Annotated in this window: 11 protein-coding genes; all 11 read right to left on the reverse strand. The window is 56.5% G+C overall.

What is annotated here, in order from left to right; genetic code table 11:
- Positions 1 to 90: 90 nt before the first annotated feature.
- From QTO30_RS13550 to QTO30_RS13600, 11 genes are read right to left on the reverse strand one after another with little or no spacing between them, the layout of a single operon-like run.
- Positions 91 to 1,101 carry a radical SAM protein gene (locus QTO30_RS13550; protein ID WP_340424626.1) on the reverse strand — a complete coding sequence of 337 codons (1,011 nt, stop codon included), beginning with the start codon at positions 1,099 to 1,101 and terminating at the stop codon, positions 91 to 93.
- On the reverse strand, positions 1,088 to 1,366 hold the full coding sequence (locus tag QTO30_RS13555; RefSeq protein ID WP_340424628.1) for a hypothetical protein: 279 nt from the start codon (positions 1,364 to 1,366) through the stop codon (positions 1,088 to 1,090). Before QTO30_RS13555 ends, QTO30_RS13550 begins: the two co-directional genes overlap by 14 nt.
- Complete coding sequence (locus QTO30_RS13560; protein WP_340424629.1) at positions 1,363 to 1,968, reverse strand: hypothetical protein; 606 nt, start codon at positions 1,966 to 1,968, stop codon at positions 1,363 to 1,365. The genes QTO30_RS13555 and QTO30_RS13560 overlap by 4 nt, the downstream gene beginning before the upstream one ends.
- Positions 1,965 to 2,696 (reverse strand): hypothetical protein, encoded by a 732-nt coding sequence (locus QTO30_RS13565; protein ID WP_340424630.1) that lies wholly within the window; start codon positions 2,694 to 2,696, stop codon positions 1,965 to 1,967. Before QTO30_RS13565 ends, QTO30_RS13560 begins: the two co-directional genes overlap by 4 nt.
- A gap of 1 nt (position 2,697) precedes the next feature.
- Complete coding sequence (locus tag QTO30_RS13570) at positions 2,698 to 3,519, reverse strand: efflux RND transporter periplasmic adaptor subunit (RefSeq protein WP_340424631.1); 822 nt, start codon at positions 3,517 to 3,519, stop codon at positions 2,698 to 2,700.
- Between the two features lie 34 nt (positions 3,520 to 3,553).
- Complete coding sequence (locus QTO30_RS13575; protein WP_340424632.1) at positions 3,554 to 4,675, reverse strand: preprotein translocase subunit SecA; 1,122 nt, start codon at positions 4,673 to 4,675, stop codon at positions 3,554 to 3,556.
- A 2-nt stretch (positions 4,676 to 4,677) separates the two neighbouring features.
- The gene (locus QTO30_RS13580; RefSeq protein WP_340424633.1) at positions 4,678 to 5,577 is read right to left on the reverse strand and encodes a hypothetical protein; all 900 of its coding nucleotides are present in this window, start codon (positions 5,575 to 5,577) and stop codon (positions 4,678 to 4,680) included.
- On the reverse strand, positions 5,570 to 7,717 hold the full coding sequence (locus tag QTO30_RS13585; RefSeq protein ID WP_340424634.1) for a PqqD family peptide modification chaperone: 2,148 nt from the start codon (positions 7,715 to 7,717) through the stop codon (positions 5,570 to 5,572). Before QTO30_RS13585 ends, QTO30_RS13580 begins: the two co-directional genes overlap by 8 nt.
- A gap of 12 nt (positions 7,718 to 7,729) precedes the next feature.
- Positions 7,730 to 9,643, reverse strand: coding sequence for an efflux RND transporter periplasmic adaptor subunit (locus tag QTO30_RS13590; protein ID WP_340424635.1), 1,914 nt, complete (start codon positions 9,641 to 9,643; stop codon positions 7,730 to 7,732).
- Positions 9,640 to 9,966, reverse strand: coding sequence for a DUF3467 domain-containing protein (locus QTO30_RS13595; protein ID WP_340424636.1), 327 nt, complete (start codon positions 9,964 to 9,966; stop codon positions 9,640 to 9,642). Before QTO30_RS13595 ends, QTO30_RS13590 begins: the two co-directional genes overlap by 4 nt.
- A gap of 25 nt (positions 9,967 to 9,991) precedes the next feature.
- A complete protein-coding gene (locus QTO30_RS13600; protein ID WP_340424637.1) occupies positions 9,992 to 19,951 on the reverse strand; it encodes a hypothetical protein in 9,960 nt (3,319 codons plus the stop codon).
- Positions 19,952 to 19,958: the final 7 nt, after the last annotated feature.

Below are 19,958 nucleotides of genomic sequence, written 5' to 3' on the forward strand. Positions count from 1 at the left end.
GCGGGCGACGGACAACGACCGAAGCATTGGCGGGCGGTTAACGTCGCGTTGGAGTCATCTGATGCCCGTCGCTCTGGATACCGAAACCAGCTAACGCGGTGGTAGTGGACTAAGCATCTCGGCTTCATCGCCAAACTTGCCGATATAAGCCGTTGTCAGGCCGAGGCACTCGGTTGATCCGCACGCTTCTTGATGGGGGCATTGATAAAACCCGTTTCGGTCGAATTCATTCCAGAAAGCAGGGTCGATCAGCAATGTGGGCTGTGCATTGACCAACGCATCGCCCAATTCACCCAACATGCATTCGGGAAAGTTCTTTGCCTCAACATAGCGACCGGTCGCTCGGCATTTCTCGATCGCTTCGCGAAGATAGGGCAGGATATCGCCGTGCCGTGCAGCAAGGTCTTTCGGATCGTCTTCGGCCATGGGAAAGAAGTTCCAGAACTCCATCTGCACCAGTCGTTTGAGATGTGCGAGCGCATCGACCATGCCGGGCAGCAACATGTAGCTTTGGGTCGTGATGACAGAGTTGGTGATCAGTTTGACATGGTCATACTGGTCAAGATGCTCCATCCCGCGCATCATCTTGTCCCACGCGCCATTGACCTGTGTGATGCGATCATGGCTTTCCCGGTCAGACCCGGCCACAGAGACAAAGTATTCATCGACACCGGCATCAACCAGCTTATCGGCATAATCCGTGCGCCCCAGATGCATGCCATGTGTCTGAATGCGAACGTGCTTGAATCCGGCGGCCTTGGCCTTTTGGGCGATCTCGGGGAGGTCGCGCCGCAGGGTGATTTCCGACCCCGTCAGCACGAGACCTTCCCAGCGACCGGTGTCGGATTGATCCTTGCAAACTTTTTCCAGCGTCGCATCTGAAGTGGGTGCGAGCCTGTCCATCGTGCCTTCGATCATGCAGTGCACGCATTTCAGGTTGCAGCGGAACTCCATCGTCAACGAGACATATTTTTCATGGTCGCGCAGGCTAAGCCCCTTGATGCGGTCCAGCTGTGCGACAGGCGTTGTCAGTCCAACCCGCGTACCGGGGGACTTTATCACATCAACTGCTGCACGTGGGTCGTGCTTAGAGGAGTCCATAAAAGCTGCCTTTGGTTGGCGTGACCTGACCGTTCGGGGTACATGCAAAGTCCCAGCCTACATCATACAGGTGATGGTCCAATGCGTCATGATGTTCCGCAAGGAAATCCTGCAAGTCCTGCGGAAAGTGCAGTTTTCTCAGGAAATGCCCCAGTTGTGCCGCTCTGATCCGCGAAAAATACAGACCATCGCGCAGTTGCTTGTTGGCGACAACGATGGTTTCAACGCCTTCCATTTCTGGCCACAACAGATCGTGCAGGTTCACCTTCGCCACAGGTAGATGCACAGATTCAGTGAGTTTGTCCTGAATCTGTTGGGCCTCGCGCAGCGCGTTGAAGAAAAATAGAAGTTGCGCATCTCATAGCCATCGTTCGTGAGCCCATAACAGATGCCCGATGACACGGTTGATCCCGGGTTGCCCATGTAGATGTCGATTTGATCCAAGGGCACCCCTGTCAGGTGGCGTGGTTCAATCTCTACGGAAAACATGAAATAGGGCAGCGTGTCGTCGGGCGTCAGGTTGCAACTGAGATGACCCTTCGTGGCGCTCAGAAAGTCCGCAATGCCATATTTGCGGTCGCCGCGTTCGTAGTCGTAGAAATAGAACTCCCAACTGGGTCCGGTGTCGCCCCATTTCATCCCCCAAACGGTTGCGAAACGCCCCCATGCGTTCATGATAGCGTTTGTCAGCGCACCCATTTCGGGCCCAAGGTTGGCAACCTCAAAGCTTTTGTACAGCAGTGCAGAGGTTCGCAGCGCGTCATCAGCCGCGGGCCTTGGCCGTTGGTAAGGCCAGAGGCAAAAATCCAGTGCCATGTCACTGGGCCGACTGAACTGCGCGCGTGCTTTCGCGTCCCAGTTGGTCATAGCTCTTTGGCCCCGTAGTAGAGTGTCGCAAAGGGCGCGCCTTTTCGGTCTGAACCAGCCGCGATATGGCCAAAGCGTGCGGCCCCTGAGGTCTTGAAAAACGCTTTGCCGTCCAATCCGAAAGCATCAAAAAGCGGGTTCAGCAGAGTGGCGGCATCAGATATCGACCGTTGTGCATCTGCAACCGAGATATCGATGGACGCGCGGGCTGAACCTGCTTCGGTGACATGCAAAACAACGGCTTCGTTATCTGGATCGCCGTCGCGTGCAAGGCTGAGGCACGCATGGGTGGTCGTTTGAACGGGTCCATCCGGGATCAGGCTATCGACCAGTGCCTTCTTGTCAGAATGCGGCTTGTGGGCGATGCCCGTATAGTGATTAAGCCGCACGTCATCTCCACGCCATTTGATCGCAAGAAACACCAGATGGGGCATGGGGGCCGCATCTGGTGGGAACTCCAGATAGCATTTTCCGATGTCACCGTCGGCTCCAAAATGTACGGCGCTCGCTTGCTTCAGATGTGGGTGCAATGCGCTACTGTCCGGGCAGCCAAGAGCCGCGCAAACCTCAATCAACGTATTGCGCGGTCCGGGGTAAAGCGCGCGTTTGTCCATGCTGACAAGCCCCCGGTCCTCGGCCAGATGTCCATCGCTTAACTTGATTGAGCGTTCGAATATACGCGGCGCATCCAGTTCTGCGGTCACCGAGAGCAGATCCGAGACGCTCATATTAGCCTGCGGTCGGAAAGGTGAGGATGCAGCGGTGCCCAGCTGGCAGAGCACCGCCCGGATTGGGAAGTTCCAGCGCGACACCGAAAGTACCCGAAGCCGCATCAAAGACCTGATCGAAGGCAATAACTGTCGCCTGAAAACTGTTGGTAATCGGCGCGGCAGGGGCGATGGTTGCGATCTGACCGTTTGAGATTTGGGGGTAAAGCTCAACCGGCAGGAACGCCTCGATCAGCAGCGGGTCAAGCTGGACGATGGAAACGATCGTGCCGTTTGATGCGACGAACTCCCCGGCCGAGAGGTTCTTGGTCAGGATGACCCCGTCAATCGGGCTTTTGATCGTTCGTTGTTCCAGTTGCTGTTGTGCGCGTGCCAATTCCTGACCCGCGATTTCCTTGTCCAGAATGGCTTGCGCCAAAAGCGCATCAGCCGTGACAAGTTCTGCATCGACTTCCTGCAGTTGGTCGGCTGATGCCACGTTGCGTTCGACGAGCGTTTTGATCCGTTCTTGCTGAATCTGGATAAGATCGCGCCGTGCTGTTTGGGCCTGAATGGCAACATCATTGTTCGCGCGGGTTTCCAAAAGACCGATCGTCGCGCGTTCCACGCTGCTTTCGAGTTGCGCAATGACCTGGCCTTTGCTGACCGTCATTCCGCGCCGCATAGTCACATCTTCGAGCAAGTTGGCGACAGGCGCGCCCACCTCGATGATATCGGCAGGGTCCATGACGCAGTCGAATGCTTCTTCGGAAAGGGTCTGTGCTTGCCCAAAAGAAGCGGTGGCACAAAATACCGCAGTCACAAACAAGAAAGCAGGTCGCATGGATGTCTCCAAAAAATTCAGCCCTATGGACATCTTATTCAAGCTGCCCGGAAAACGCCATGAGATCCCCAAGGTTCCGGTCTTGGTTCATCAGATCACGGCGCATTTGGGAATGGGCGGATTCAGTTTTACGTTGCCTGTCGCGGATAAAGCGGCCAATAGCGCGGGTGCCCAAAATGAAGGACACGATATAGGCTAAGCGGCGCGCGCGGGCAGCGTCCGGCCCCTGCATCAGATCGTCTTCGAGGCTAAGATAGGCCTCAATCCGACCGGGTTCGCCCTGTCGACCACAACGCCCCTCCAGCTGTCGGTCAACGCGGCGGCTGTCATGTCTTTCAGTCAGGATCACGGTCAATCCGCCGTTGTCTGCAACGCCCTTGCCAAGTTTGATGTCAGTGCCCCGCCCCGCCATATTGGTGGCCACGGTGATTTGCCCGGGTTGTCCCGCCCGCCCGACGATTTCTGCTTCGTTGGCGTCCTGGTCGGCTGACAATGTCATATGCGCCAGCCCCGCTTCGGTCAGCCATTTGCTGGCTTCCTGTGACGCAAGAATAGACCGTGTGCCGATCAGCACGGGCTTGCCTGCTGCATGTAACTTGGTTACCCGTTTCGTAATTGCGCGCCATTTGGCGTTTGCCGTCCGGAACACGCGGTCTGGTGCTTTGCGTCGGATATCGGGCTTGTTGGTTGGGATTTTCACAACGGCCAGCTTGTAGACTGTCCAAAGCTCCCACGCGGCGTCCTGCGCTGTGCCCGTCATCCCGCCAATCCGATTATAGCGCCTGAAAAAACGCTGATAGGTCATCCGCGATAGGGTTTCATTGGTCGGCGAAATCTCAAGCCCTTCTTTCAGCTCGACCATCTGGTGCAACCCATCCGACCACGTTCTATCAGGCATCGTCCGTCCGGTGTTTTCATCAACAATCTGCACCTTGTCGTCTTTTACGATATAGGCATCACCCAGGTTGAAAAGATGCAGTGCATTCAGCGCTTGCTGCACGGCGTGATCCCGGATCACGGGAATGGAAAACGTATCCATCTTGCCTTCGGTCAGGTCCTCCAGATAGTCATACCCCGCTTCAAGGATTTCGACGCGCTTGACCCCACGGGGAAGTTTGTAGTGCCGCCCTTCGATCATGTTTTTGGCAGCGTCCATGCTTAAGCAACAAAAACATCTTCGGGGATACCACCCTCAAGCGCGCCAGCTCCCGAGATGATCAACGGCGTGCGCGCTTCATCGATCAGCACACTGTCGGCTTCGTCGATGATTGCAAATGGCAAGCCCTGCATGCGCAGAGGTTCGGTTGGCCCACCCCCGGGAATCAGTTTGTCAACCTTGCGCCGCAGATTGCCGGGCGCACGCCGTAGAATGGCCCGATCGCGTAGATAGTCAAAGGCGAGTTCTTTGTTCGTGCCATAGACGATTTCCTGCATGTAGGCCATTTGACGGGTCGGGCCGTCTTGACCTTCCAGCACGGTGGCTCGTGTAAGACCCAAAAAATCGTAGAGCGGGCCGGTTTCCTCGGAATCCCGCTCAGCAAGGTAGTCGTTCACCGTCATCACATGAACCTGCCGCCCGGAAAGCGCGATGGTTGCAACAGCGAGTGTTGCGCAAAGTGTCTTGCCCTCGCCTGTGCGCATCTCGCCGATTTGACCGCGCAGCATCGACCACGCCCCGAGTATCTGAACGTTGTAGTGCCGCATTTTCAAAACACGGGTCGAGGCTTCGCGGATCAGGGCGAAGGCTTCGCTTACCGCCCATGTCGGCAGATCTTGATTGCGCAGGCGCTGTCGCAACCTGATACGGACGCCGCGCACGCTGGCGCGCAGTTCTTCATCAGACATTTTGGCAAACCGGCGTTGATGCCAGCGCACAGCCCAAAGGATCGGCCGTAACCGCAACGCCCGCCACCGCGCACCCTGCGACACATAGGCCCCCTGTACCCATGCCCATGCACGATCAAGTTCGGTTTCTTCACGGTCCGGTGCCTCGGAATAATCAACGATCCGGGGCAGGCGCATGCGGCGCACAGGGCTTTGTGATGAAAAATCAGACACGGAACTGCCGCAGGAACAACTGCCGGATGCTGCGATAGAGACGGTAACCAATCGGTTCGACACCATGATCAAACTTGACCAAAGCGCGCGCACCAACATGGGTGACGGGCATCGGATACTTGGTCGCAATCTCAAATTGGAAGACGCTCTGGAGTGTCGAGAGTTCTGTCGCACCTGCCGGGTTCAGGACGATGTCACCACCCGCCTCGGTCGAAAGCGCCAGTGAGGGGATTGTGTCCTGCGATTGCGGGACCTCAATGACAAGACGACCGGGAACAGATGTGCCTATGTCATCAAGGAACATGATTTGCACATCATCGGTCCGGCTGCGCACCACCTCGGCCTGGCCCTGCGGGATCGCAACACGCAGACGCATATCATCGCCCCCAATCATATAGCCCAGCACTTCGCCTTGCTTGATCAGTTGCCCAGTCAGGTTTTCGGCGGATGGGATGACGGGGCTACCCTCTGTTCTGATTTGCACGATGAGGTCATCGCGCCGCTGTTTAAGGCTGTTGAGCTGGTCCTCAAGCAGCAACACACGGTCACGCAGCAATTGGGCCTGCACTTGATCGACAAGAAGGATGGCGCGCAACCGCAATTGCGCTTCGCGCAGCTGGCTTTCAAGGATGGCAATGCGGTTATCAAGGATCGGGTCCTGAAGGTTGACGACGGGATGACCTGCGGCCAACCGCTGTTCGGCGGGTGCATCAACACTGTCTACAAAGCCATCGGTGCCTGCCCGGATAATTGCGTTCTGATCCAGCCAGACAACCCCATGCGCCACAGTGGCGTAGGGGGCGGGCAGGCTGAAAAGAAGTGCGGCGACACCAGCAAAGGTCGCACCAACCAATCCTATTGCCTTGCCCCGCTTCTGGCGAAGTTCGGGGCTGGTGATCATGTATTTGATCCCCTTCAGCGTCGGCTGAATGAAGGTGTTAAACAGCGCCCATCCTGCCAGCAGAATGCCGATAAAGAAGAACTTCGAAGCTACAAACAGCGCAATCGCGAAGCTGATGAATATCCGGTAGATGAAAGCAGCAATGGCGTAGAAAAACAGCCACTTCCGCTCTCCCTTCGCGGTCACACCATCAGGGACATCCTTAACCCGAAACAGGTAAGTTCGGATAAGATAGAAGATGTACGCGTTGGACCGTTGGCCCAAATTGGGGATCTCGATCAGATCGGAGAACACAAAATAGCCGTCAAAACGCAACAGTGGGTTGCCGTTGAAAAGAAGGGTCGAAACCCCACCGATCAGCATCACGTTAAAGGCAAAGGCGCGCACAAGCCCCGGCTCTGCGTTCAGCCATACGATCAACGCAAGTGCGGCCAGCGCTGTTTCCACCATGATCCCGGCACCACCAACAACGGCACGCCGCCATTTGCTGTCAAATGCCGCGGAAGCAGACGCATCGACGTAAGGCACCGGGATGAAGACAAGGAACATGACCCCGATTTCGTGCACTTCGCCACCCCATACTTTCGTAGCATAGCCGTGCCCAAGTTCATGCAGGGCCTTCACCAACGGGTAGGCAAGCGCAATCAGCAGCAGGTTTTCCGCGGCAAGTACCTGATCGGTGAAACCCTCGGTCAGCTGCTGCCAACTTAAGATCGCCAACACGACCCCGGCACCAACGACGGCACACCACAATGCGAAACCAAATGGCGTGAACAAGAAACGCACCAACCCAACCGTTGCACCAAGAAACTTGTCAGGATCAAACAATGGCAGACGCAGCGCCATCGGGTTTTTGATCCGGGCGATCATCGTTTGCCGTTCCTGTTTGGTATGACGGCGGCCAATTTCCTCCATGTCGGGGGGCAGGTCGCTGGCGATCAGGTCCGAGCGGTGCAATTGGCTCATCAGTTTGATGGTTTCGGATTGGGTGGGCGGGTCGTCTTCGAAGCGGCGACAGGCGGCTTCCCAGATTTCATGCATCGTCCGATGCCCGTTCATGAGCGCCAGAATATAGTTCGCTGCGGGCGTGATCCGGTGATATTTGCCACTGTGCAGGTCTTGCAACACGAACCATGTGGCGCCGCGAAACCGCTGACGGTGCACCTCAACATGACCACGCAAGCGCGGTTTGAGCGGAGCGACCCGGTACCAATCTGATGAAAGAAGCGCGCGTACCATGCTGTTGCCGTCCTAGACCGGCATCCAGCGCCACAAGGTGATCCGTGCCCAATCCAATAGGGGTTTGGTCCAGATCGCAATCAGGCGGCGTTCATCAACTTCGATCCGTGCCGCCCCCTGCATACCGGGGCGCAATGCGATGACATCACCGGCGAAAAGCGCCTCGACTTCGAAGGTTGTGGCACCTTCGGCGTAGGTCGCTACGGGCGTGATCTTTTCAACTGCAATGGTGAAGGTCTGGTCCGGCAAGGCCGTGACGCGCAAAGCGCCGCTCTGGCCGGGTTGAAGATCCGCGATTTGGCGTTCATCGACCTGCAGTATCACGCGATAAGCATCAGCAGGCGCGATGGTCAGCAGTGTTTCCCCGCGCGAGACGGCCGAGCCGATAGATTGGCTAAGATCACCCGAAACAACCAGTCCGTCGAAGGGCGCTTGAAGCCGTGTGCGCCTGATTTGTTCGTCCAACAGCCCGATTTCGGCATCGGCTTGGTCAATTAAGGTCTGCCGAATGTTGATTTCGGCCCGATCCCGGGCCGCAACGGCGCGGTCAAATTCGATCTGTTGGCGTTGGCGCTGCGTTACAAGGCGTAGGCGCTCCAAGGTCAAATCGCGGTCGTCAAGTTGCACAAGCAAATCGCCTTGGGCCACCTCATCACCGGCACGTACCGGTGCTGTCGCGATAAACCCGTCAAAACCGGGCACAACTGACCGTTCGATCGTGCCAACAACGCGGGCTTCGGCGCTGACTTCGTAGTTTGCTCGCGCGAACCAGAAGAAAATTACCAATCCAATCACGCAGGCCACGAAAAGCTTGCGGATCAAATGCGCGGGGCCAAGAAGCCGCTTGAGCTGAACCAAACCGCTTTCTGCGATTTTTGTGATAAGCCAGCGGTCATTGCGCCGCTTCTCATCCAGAATGGGCGCGAGCACCGTACTGACGGCCTCAAGCACGTCGAGCTGACGTTCATCGAAGGGTTTGTCGCTGGGTCGTTCGAATGTCAGCGCGCCGATGAATTTTCCGTTGGAATAAAGCGGCACAGTATAGATGTGGCCTGCCCCATGTTCACGCGCCAATGCAGCGGCCGCATGCGTTGCAAACACCTCTTCTGTGTTGTCGTCAGGCCATAGGACGGCGGCGCGCTGGTCGACCGCTTCATCCATTGCCGCGTTCAACCGGGCGACCAGCTCCATTCGTTTTGAGAATTGTGCAGAGTGCGAGATTGCCCTGACCTTGGTGCGTCGAAACCGCCGCAAACCAAGCGCGACGCGATCACAATCAAAGCGGGTTGCCAGATCGGTTACGGTGGCGCTAGCTGCGGTCATGAAGTCTTCGCGTTCGGCGACGACGATAATCGTATTCAGTGCCTCAACGGCGGCGGTATAGCGGGTTTCTTCGCGCTGGCTTTCTTCTGCGCGCATTGTATCGCGCAGCCATGCCGCACTCCATTGCAGCCGCCGCATCGCCCATCGCATATCAGTTTGGGTATTGGGGCGCATTTCCACAACAACCACCCCGACGGGCACATCCTTGACCATCAATGGCGCCGCGGCGGCCATCGGTTGCATCAGCGGCTGGCTTTCGTTGCCCGGCATCTCGCCGCGTGCCACAGGCCGCCCATTGTCGACAGCCGATTGGGCCGCATCAATCGCCAATGCCGAACCCACACGGTTCTTTGGGTGCCCCCCAATGGGCGTCAGTTGTCGTGATGGCAGGTCATAGCGGAACGCAAAAACGGCAACCGGATTGGTGGATGCATTTTCGTCCAGTTGCGCATGCATCAGCGCGGCCCAGCTTTGGGCTTGTTTGCCAAGATCGCTTCGGTCGGACAGATCCCGCCAAAGGCCAGCATTTCCCGTTGGAACGGCCGCGACTTTGGTTTCTTCGGATTGCTTCAGAATCAGGTTTTCCTGATTTTCAGCTGTCATTTTTGATCGTCCGTTTTGAGTACACCATGGCGCGCTTCGTATTCTGACAGCACATTGGTCAGAATCGTATTCAGCCGCTTGGCGGCATAAGGCGTCAGGATAACCCGGTTCGTCAAATCGACCCTGACGTCACCTTCTTTGGCAAGGTTCCAGGACCGGTGCGTGCCAAAGAACAACTCGACCTGTTCACGCGTGCCTTGGATATTCACTACATTGGCGAAACTGGTCGCCATATTGGCGTCGTCCCAATTGATCGCAGACCGGTGCTGCCCCGGTTCAAGGGCGGGGTTCATCCCGCCCTGGTTCGTTTTGTCGTCGGCCATAAGCCTGATCCACCTTGTTTGTTGGTCAATTCCGCGTTGTGCGGAATGGTAAAGCTACCGCGGCAGCCCCGTTGGATACAACCGTTGCTTCCAACAACCAATCGTCTTCGATCAGATCTTCTTCTGGTGCCGCTGGCTCTGACCGGTCACGCTGGCCATTTGGATTGTCGTTGATATCATCTACAATCCAGACACCGCCAGCTTCGTCTACATAGGCGAAGAGTTCACCGTCAGTATCAAAGAGTTCAAGCACAGTGTTGGTGCCAGAGACTTGCGTAGGTCTGGTGGCTGCCTGTTCGAACTCACCAGTCGCTTCATTGTAGATGTAGCTCAGTGCCTCGCCACCAATGTTGATCCCGCCGATCGTTGCTTGGCCATCGCCACCCACCACGATACCAACTGTGCCCGAGAACGATGTGATCAGATCAGCGTCTGGGCGGTTTGCACCTGTGTCAGCGGTGATTGGCGTGTCAATCATGGTTGCATCAGTATCGTAAAGACCGGTTACTGCGGCAAGCTGCGGTGTATAGCCGTAATCATCGAGCGGGCTGTTGGCCAATTGGTCACCGTCAGGGATCAGATCCGGTGTCAGGATGACACCATCATCAACCGTACCACGACCTGCCAGAATGCCAGCCGCAGTTTGTTTGCTGAACTCGGCAAGGTTTACTGGGTTGTCGATGTTGTTGTTGATCAGACCCAGCTCGCCATAAGGCTCGCCCGCCGTAGAAAGCGGCGTGCCATCTGCCGTCAGGATTGGATCAACGTCAGCAGCCCGTGTTTGATCGACCCCATCAGCAGTAGCAACACGGATAATGTAGGTTTCCAACGCAGTGTTGAATGAGTTGATAACTGTTGGCACACCCGCGTTCCGGTAAGGGACGAAGTATTCGTTAAAGTCACCGTTCCAGTCGACCAGACGATCACCAGATGTGTTGGCAATCATAAAGTCACGGCCAGCGCCACCAAAGACGAAGTCCTCATAGCTGATGTCATCGTCTGGAACATTGTTGAGTCCCAGCAAAGTGGATTCGTCAATATCCAGTGTCAGCGGATCATCAATACCGCCACTGTCCAGCTTGTCATCGGCGCTGATCAGGTCATTACCGTAGCCACCGTAGATCGAGTCGCGTCCAGTACCGCCAAACAGGATGTCATGGCCGATGGAGCCGAAGATCCGGTCATCACCGTCTGATACCAGCCCATTTTCAGAACGTGCATCTACCTGCCCTTCGGTATGATCGAAGTTGAGGAAGAACGGATTATTGCCAGCTTCCAGTGTAACTTCGTTGTCAGCGTTGAAAGAGATCACGCCCCGTGGCTCTCCGAGGTCGAGCAGTGGCAGATAGACAAGATGGACGGCCGGAGATACTGCACCTGCAAACTCGGTTTCATTTACAGCAGCCGTGTTGCCGGGGTTAAACGGCGTGTCAAAGCTGATGATGTTCCCAAACAAGTCCTGTGGACGTGCTTCGACAGGCAGTGCTTCTGCACCTGAGATCGCATCAGAGCCAACGCCACCATGCAAGAAGTCAGAGCCCCAGCCACCAAAGATGATGTCGGACGCATCAGTGGCCTTCCAGTATTGATCGTTTGGATCATCCGGGTTGGTCGAGAACGGTGTCAGGTTCACTGATTTCACCAGCAGGCCGTCGCGATCCACGACCGTCCGCAGCGCTTCCTGGCCTTCCGCGATCAACAGCACATCAACCGCATCAAGCGCATCGATACCATAAAGCGACTCGCCGGTTTCTGTCGAATTCCGGCTTGTCATGATGCGGCCATCGTCGCCGATCACACCATCAACCCCGGTACCACCAGAAATCCAGTCATTGCCAGTACCGCCGATGATGTCATCGCTTTGTGCATCACCAAACAGGATATCGTCACCCAACTGGCCATAGATGGTATCGTCACCACCTTCACCATGCACCTCATCTGCGCCACCTTGGTCGGTTGCGGCAGAGATCGGGTCAAGGTCAACACCACCCTCGGTGTAGTCAAGCAACTCAACACCACGCGGTACAATCTTCACGTCGCCATAGGTATCGTAGGCGAAGGTCAGGTAGGCACCTGACGACACGCCGTTGATGCCGACAAGCCGGTAGATATTGGCGTTGTCACCGGCGATGGTGTCGTTGTCGCGCCCGTAAGCCTCAGGGCTATCGTCGCCCAGTTCGTTGCGGCCCACGTCTGTGCCTGCACCACCAAACAGCATGTCCTTGCCGTCAAAGCGCATTTCGCGCGTCACCAGACCATAACCATCAGAGGAGCCACCAATGATATCGTCCCGGCCAAGGTTACCGAACACAACATCTGCACCGGCGTTACCTTCGATGTAGTCATCGCCGTCACGGCCCACACCATTGTAGTCTTCAATCGAGGCGTTGATGACCAACAGACCATCGCCATCACGACCTGCACCTACAGCCGCATCCTGGAACACATCCGCAATGCCGTCTTGGTTAAAGTCGATACTGCCATCACCCTGGATCACATCGTCGCCCAGTTGGCCGAAGATCATGTCGTCCTCGGAACCACCAGCGATGTAGTCGGCACCAAAGACCGTGGGTGCGGCGCCAACAACGTGGTCAAACAGTGTGATTGCGCGTTGGGTTGTGCCGTCAACATTTGCTTGCGCCTGATCCGTCACCAGAAGCTGACCATCATCCACTGCGCCCTGATCTGCATGCACGTTCGTGCCGTAGATCGTAGAGCCTTCCAACACACGCATTCTGTTGTCGATCAGCGTTTCGGTTCGATAGATCGTGCCGTTGTCGCCAAGAACCACATCGTCGCCTGCGCCGCCGTCAAGGGCGTCGCCCTCGTCAGCACCACCGGCCACGTTGTGACCACCGATGATATCGTCATCGCCCTGACCGCCAAAGATGGTGTCAGCCCCTTGCTGGCCCATGATCAGGTCATCGCCTGCGCCACCAAAGATGGTATCCGCCGCGCCGCCATCAGCAACGCCCGTCCCGATTGAGAGCGCCTGGATATTATCCGCACCCGGATCGCTCAGCGGCAGCGTGTCGAGGTCAATCGTACCTGTCACTTCCAGATGATCACCGGCAATGAGGTCTTCGCCACCCAAAGCGTAGATCACATCGCTGGCTGTACCGCCAATGATCAGATCGTTGCCAGCACCCGATTGGATGGTGTCGTTGCCGCCCTCAAGCGAGTCAATCGACCGCACCAATGATGGGAAGTTTGTGCCGCTGACAGGGTTATGGAACGTAATCTCGGCATGATCACCCGCAATGATGTTTGATGCATCAAAGACAGCAGGACCATCGCCTTCATTGGCTTTGATGTCATCGCTGCCAGCACCGCCGAGCACGATATCGCGCCCAAGACCGGTGTTGATGATATCATCGTCGCCAATTGTCGGATCGATCGTTGTCAGGCTCACAAGGCTGATCGGACGACCATCCTCTGCCAATGCCGCATCTTGCGTACCAATCAGGCGTCCATGATCACCGAAGACGATGTTATCCCCATCGCCACCAGTCAGCGTGTCGATGCCAAAGCCGCCGATCACGATGTCAGCGCCACTGCCCGATGTAATAACGTCGTCGTCGCCATCAGTGGTGTTGGTGCTTTCAATCAAGATCGCGATTGGCTGGGTCGTCCCTGCATCTGGCACCGCAAAGCGCGCACGCCCGTGGTCACCAAAGAGGATATCGGCCGCATCGACCGTACCACCGGTCGCGGTGTCGATCAGGTCGTTGCCTGCGCCAGCAAAGACGATAGCCGCGCCCGCGCCGATTTGGATTTCATCGCGCGCCCCGATTGTCGAGGCCATGCTTTGCGCCAGCGCAAGGCTGATCAGTGCAGCACCAACTGGTGCATCAGCAAAGCCGCTTATCAGGCCATTGTCACCAAAGATGATGTCGTTGCCACCGGCCCCGCTGATCAGATCTGTCCCGACGCCACCTACGACGATGTCGCCACCGGCCGTGGTTTCTATCGTGTCGTTGCCACCCAACGTGATGAATGCGGAGCGCGCAGCGAGCACCACAGGAATAGTATCGCCCGCAACAGCAACCCGGAACTTGATCTGGGCGTGATCACCAAAGATCACATCAGGTGCCAAGCTGCCGTCTGTTGCCGTGATCTGATCATCGCCTGTGCCGCCAACAATGTAGTCGCTACCTGCATTCGCAGTGATGATATCGCCACCGCCTACCGTAGGATCAGTGCTGGTGATCGTGTTCAGCGTCAGTTCTAGCGTATCCAGCCCGGCACCCGAGCCATAGCCCGTGATCCGGCCCGCATCACCGATGATAACATTCGTGCCTGCACCAAGGTTGATCGTGTCAACACCCTGACCACCCAGAGCAACGTCGTTCCCGCCCCCTGCCGTGATCGTATCGGCACCACCAACAACAGCTGCAACTGTCTGGATCAGATCAATCGAGCTGTTGTCGCCGTCAAACATGGTCCAGTCGATCAGACCGTTGTCACCAAAGCCGATGTTGTTGCCGCCGCCAAGGTTCACGTTATCTGCACCCGCACCGCCGATGATGATGTCATCACCTGCGTTGCCGCTCAGCATGTCGTTGTCACCAGCACCAAATTCTGTGCTTTCGATGCGCGCAAAGTCGGCTGTCGATGTGATCCGGTTCGTTCCCGGCACCTGCCAGACAAGACCGTGGTCACCGAAGATCACGTCGCGGCCACCGCCGCCCGTGATCGTGTCACGGCCACCAAGGCGCGTATCGGCGCTCAGGTATTGGGGGGTATCGTTGACAAAGCTGACCTCGATCAGATCGCGCGTTGGCAGGTCAATGCTAAAGCCATTGTCACCATAAACGATATCGTCGCCACCGCCCGCAGCAATGTTATCATTGCCGCCGCCACCAGCGATGTGATCGCGCCCACCGGAACCGGTGATGATGTCATTGCCAATACCGCCGTAGATCACAACACCCAGATCGTCAGCGTCCAGCCCAGCGCCTGACGCATTAATGATATCGCCATGCGTTTCTGGCGAACCAACCGCATCAAAGTTGAACGCATTGCCGTTTGGCATACCACCTTCAAAGTTGTAGCGGCGCCCATCGGCATCAGTGTCACCATAGATCGCAAGCAGCGTACGCGCGCCATCGTCACCGATGGACAGCTCGTTCACGGTGATTGTGTCAGCCCCGCCGCCGCCGTGGATCAGTGTGATCGGCAGGTTCACCACGCCGTCACCAGTGTTGTTATAGTCAGAGCTGACGTTGGTTCCATTGATATCAAATGTATCGTCGCCCTGACCCAGCATGACCTCGATAATTTCGACAGTCGCGATCGATATACCTTTGTTGAACACCAGATCATCAAGGCCGTCACCTTGTGGAATTGAGACCACGCCCGTGCCAAAGCCAAGACCGTCGATCTGTGTCCGGGTCACACCTGTGTCCGTATCAACGATGTTATACATACGCCCGTTGTCATCCAGAACGGAGGAGTCGTTGAAGATATTGATCCGGTCGTTCTGTTCGGCCTCATCGGTTGCAACGGTCAGGCCGATTGGGCCCGGATCACTTTCTGTCGCCAGCATAATCGCAGCCTGAATCTCACGGCCTGTCGTTGGTCCGCCATCGATGATCAGCGGGCCGTTAATGCGCGATGTTGTGTGCGACTGGATCGGGAACGTTTTGGTGACACGATCAAGCGCGGTTGGGGTAAAGCCCGTATCCGCTTCAAGCGTGATCGTTACGTCTTCGAACCAGTTTTCAGCCGTGAATGTGACCTGTGCCACAATGACCGTGACGTTTGCGGTCACTGTTTCAGCAACCACTTCCTGTCCAGCAGACAGCGTGATCGTGGTCCCATCCTCCGAGATTTCGCCAATACCAAATGGGGCGTTATTGCTGGCCGTGCCGGTGATATCCATCACAGTGCCAGAAACGAAGCCGTCGGTCAGGAAGTTGCCACCGTCTGTCCGCACGATTGTATCGGGGCCCTCTGGGTTGTTGACAAAGGTCAGCGGGATCGACGCGTTGTTGATCAACACGTTTTCGGTCACACGATCGCCATCTGGAACAACACGGTTCTGCCCATCATCAATGATATTGATTGTGACAGGATCCGTTGGTGCCTTTGACAGGCGCAATGTGTAAGTGTCCGTTTCGCCAGGCGCATCCACGATGATTGTCTCGCCGTCGCTTTCGCGGACGATCAGACCAGCTGTGTCACCGTCAGAGACTTCAACCCGCAATTCGGCCACCGACGCATCGGCGTAGATGCCAACCTGACCGGCTGTTGGGGCCGTCAGTTCAGATGTCACCGTATGGGAAACGATCACGCGCTCGCCATTTTCGATGCCATTGTCGCCACCAGTGTTGGCCATCACCGTCACGGTGACCGGCGTATCCCAGGTGTCAGAGTCAAAGACCAGTTCCGAGATCACTGAACCACCGACCATAAAGATCAGGTCGTCCGAGTTGCTGTCATCGCTCAGCGCAACCGTGACGGTCTCATTGTCCGCTGGTTGACGAGTAAGAACAACTTCGTAGGTATCCGTGATCGCCGTGTTCACGGTCAGGAATTCTGGTTCAGCTGTGGGTGACGTATCGTTTTCGTCATAGTCGGGATTCGGTATTTCGATATCCCCACCTTCATGGACAAAGGTATCTGGCCCACTTTCGGTCAGCTTGACCGTAAGCAGATCGTTGTCTTCCACGTTGACCACAAGATTGGTCACTTTGGTGCCATTGTAGTCATCGTTCGTACTGTCAACCGCGTGACTGATCTGAACAATCCGTGCGCCTTCTTCGGCAGCATCATCAATCGCACGAAGCTGCACTGTTTGCGCATCACCCCAATTCGCAGCATTGAACTCAAGCACAATACCGTTGGTAAAGGTGGTGCCATCGGTGCTCATCTCAACCGTTGCAGCGATCTGACCGGACACGCTGGCTGTCAGCACTTCGCCCGTTGGTGCATTAACGTTATCGACGAATGTCCCATCGATTGTGAGCGTTAGACCATCAGCGGAAATCGACACGATGTTGTAGTCGCCCGAGTTATCGCCAGCACCCGTGAGCGTGATGCCCTGCCAGTCGCCAAAGTCATCAGCGCCCCACGTGCCGCTATCGCGGGTAATCGTGTTCCCGCTCAGCGTCAGCACAGTGCCGTCTGCCATTGTTGGCACGTCAAGGCGGCGGTCCTGCCGCGATGCGATACCGGCCGAAATCGTGATGAAGACGCTGCTGCCATCGGTGGGCGCTGCATCAGCCGCCATTTCGACGGTATAGCTGTCCAGCAAACCACCTTCGGCAAGGGTGGTGCCACTGCCCGTTGGTTTGATGACAACGGCACCTTGTTCAGCATCCGCAACAGTCGCTGTCAAACCGCCCAACAATGTGGTGGTGTAGTCAACATCATTGCTATCCGCGCGGTGGTTTACACCTGCAGACCGCCCGGCAAGATCAGCCGCAAAGACCTGACCATTCACATCACCCGTGACGTTGAACGTATCAGACCCCAGACCACCGATCACGTTTGTGACGGTGCCAGAGGCCGTAGATTGGATGTAGAACGTATCATCACCTTCAAGACCATCAACTTCGATAGATTCTTCGGTGTTGCTGATTGTGATGTTCAGACCCGCGCCAAAGACGCCATCCTCTGTAATCACGAATGTATCATCTCCTTCGGTACCAATCGCGATGACCGAGTCGAAGCCCGCGCCACCATCAATATCTACCGGAGCGTTGATGTTGTATTCGATGCTGTCATCGCCAGCACCGGCCAGCAACTTGACGTCACCTTGGCCCGCGTCGCCATCAACATCGGTTTCAAGCAGGAAGGCACGGACGACAAACTGGTCGTTACCGTCCTCACCTTCAAGACGGACCTCGCCACGGTTGGCGTAAACGGTGAACTGGTCGGCGCCTTCGCCACCAAATGCGGTGACCGCAAAGGTTGCACCATTGGACAGGAAGCCGCGCGTGGTCTGCAGCGTGGCGATAGTATCGCCCGGGGCAATGCCATTGGACACGATCTGACCGGCATCGTTTTCGTAGGTGCCGCCAGCCACAGGGCGCGAGCCAAAGATCTGGCCGAACTGGAAGCGGTCATCACCCAGACCACCGTCCATCGTCATGATGGTGCCGTTGTCGTCAGAGATGAACACATCGTCACCCGCCAAACCTGCGAGGGTCAGACGACCGTTCAGGCTACGGTCATAGTCAATCCGTTCAACCGTGACCGGACGTCCGGCTTCGGTGCCGATGATCTGATTTTCGGTGCCGTGCAGCAGGGCCGCGAAATTTGCACGGCTCAGGAAGATATCGCCGTTGTCTTCATCATCGACGCCCAGGATTTCGAGGTTATCGACCCCATTGGCTGGGCTGATATCGGTCGCGCTCGAAATCGCGATGCGATAGTCGATACCGGCTGCGGCGTAAGCAGATGAACCCCAAGTCTGGATCATCATTTCATCAGCATCGTCGCCGCCATCCAACGTCAGGCTGTCGCCTGCCGCATGAGACGCAAGACGGATCACTTCGATCCGGTCGGAATCCACGCCACCTGCAAGGGTCAGCGCACCTGTGACAGCACCGCCGTCACGGATCTGGATAAAGTCTTCGCCCGCTTCGCCATCAACCCGCATGATTGGGGCCGACATTGTCATATCGGTCAGGATCACAGTGTCTTTGTCGCCACCGGTGAGGATGTCGATACGGCTGGCCGCCGTCAGCGCACCGGTCACGGTCACAACGTCACGCTGTTCGACCGCCACCAGGTCAAGTGGCCCGGCAGCGCCTGTGTTGATCTGAATGTTGCGGCCAGCATTGATCGAACCAGCCACGGTCACGTCACCACCATCAAGGTCGTCACGGTTTGCCTGCACAACGACAACCGGGGTCGTTCCATCCAGGTTGCTTGATCCGTCAGAGTTCGCTGCATTTGTCGCCACATCCGTGAAGATGTTGACATCAAGGTTCGCAACGAGGAGCGCTGTGTCTTCGATAACAGCATGATCGCCAGCCCAGATGTTGATGCTGCCTGCAGTCGCCGCAACTGTCACGCCAGCCGCCACTGTCACGCTGTCATAGTCATCTTCCGATGGGAAGGCCGCTGCACTTGCCGCGTCAATGTCGGCCTGCTCTTGCGCTGTCAAGCTGCCATAGTTCGCTGGCCGTGCTGCGATCACAGCGGCATTCAGGTCAGCGGCATATTCAGCGTCCGAGCTTTCATTGGCCACAATGTTGATGTTGCCAGAGGTCGCGACGATGTTCGATGTGACTGTGATCGGGCTTGTCGCTGTGACAAAGATACTGCCGCCAGCTTGCATTGCCGGGTCAGTGTTCTCGGTCACGGCTTCTAGCGCACCGTCGTTATAGACATAGGTGGACCCGGTGGTCGAAACAGATTGGATCGAGCCGATCGTCGTAAACAGGCGCTTGTCGCTTGCGCCGATATCTTTGTTGGCAACAAGGAACGCGCGCCCGCCCGTAACGTTGGACAGACCAAGTGCCGCACCGTTCAGGATACGACCAGCGGTGGAGGTGATAAATGCCGTAAAGCCGTCACCTGTGCCGACTTGGTTGATGCTCAGGTCATCGCCTGCATTGCCACCGTCAACAGATACTTCGACCAGTCTGATGTTGCCGCGCAACGCTGATGCATCAAGGAGACCACCGGTTGTGTTGATCCGCACATTCTGTGCAAGGCTACCGATCAGGCCGAATTCAGCAATCGTTTCAATGTTATGGCCGGTGATAACAGCGTTGGTCGAGGTCTGATCATCATCAACATCAAACATGTTGTTTTCAGAGGTCAGGCGAACAGAAGTGCCGACCCCACCTGTCGAAGTAACATCATGGATCAACATGTTGCCTTCTTCGGAGACATAGATATTGTCGCCAGCCATCAGCTTGAGAACACCGTCATTGGCGTCACGCGCTTCTAACTCCAGGTCGTTGTTAACTTCACCAATGTTGCCACTGGCCATCAGGATGATGTCATTGGCTTCGATATTGACCAAACCGTTG

It is taken from the genome of Yoonia sp. GPGPB17, assembly GCF_037892195.1.
Lineage (GTDB): Bacteria > Pseudomonadota > Alphaproteobacteria > Rhodobacterales > Rhodobacteraceae > Yoonia.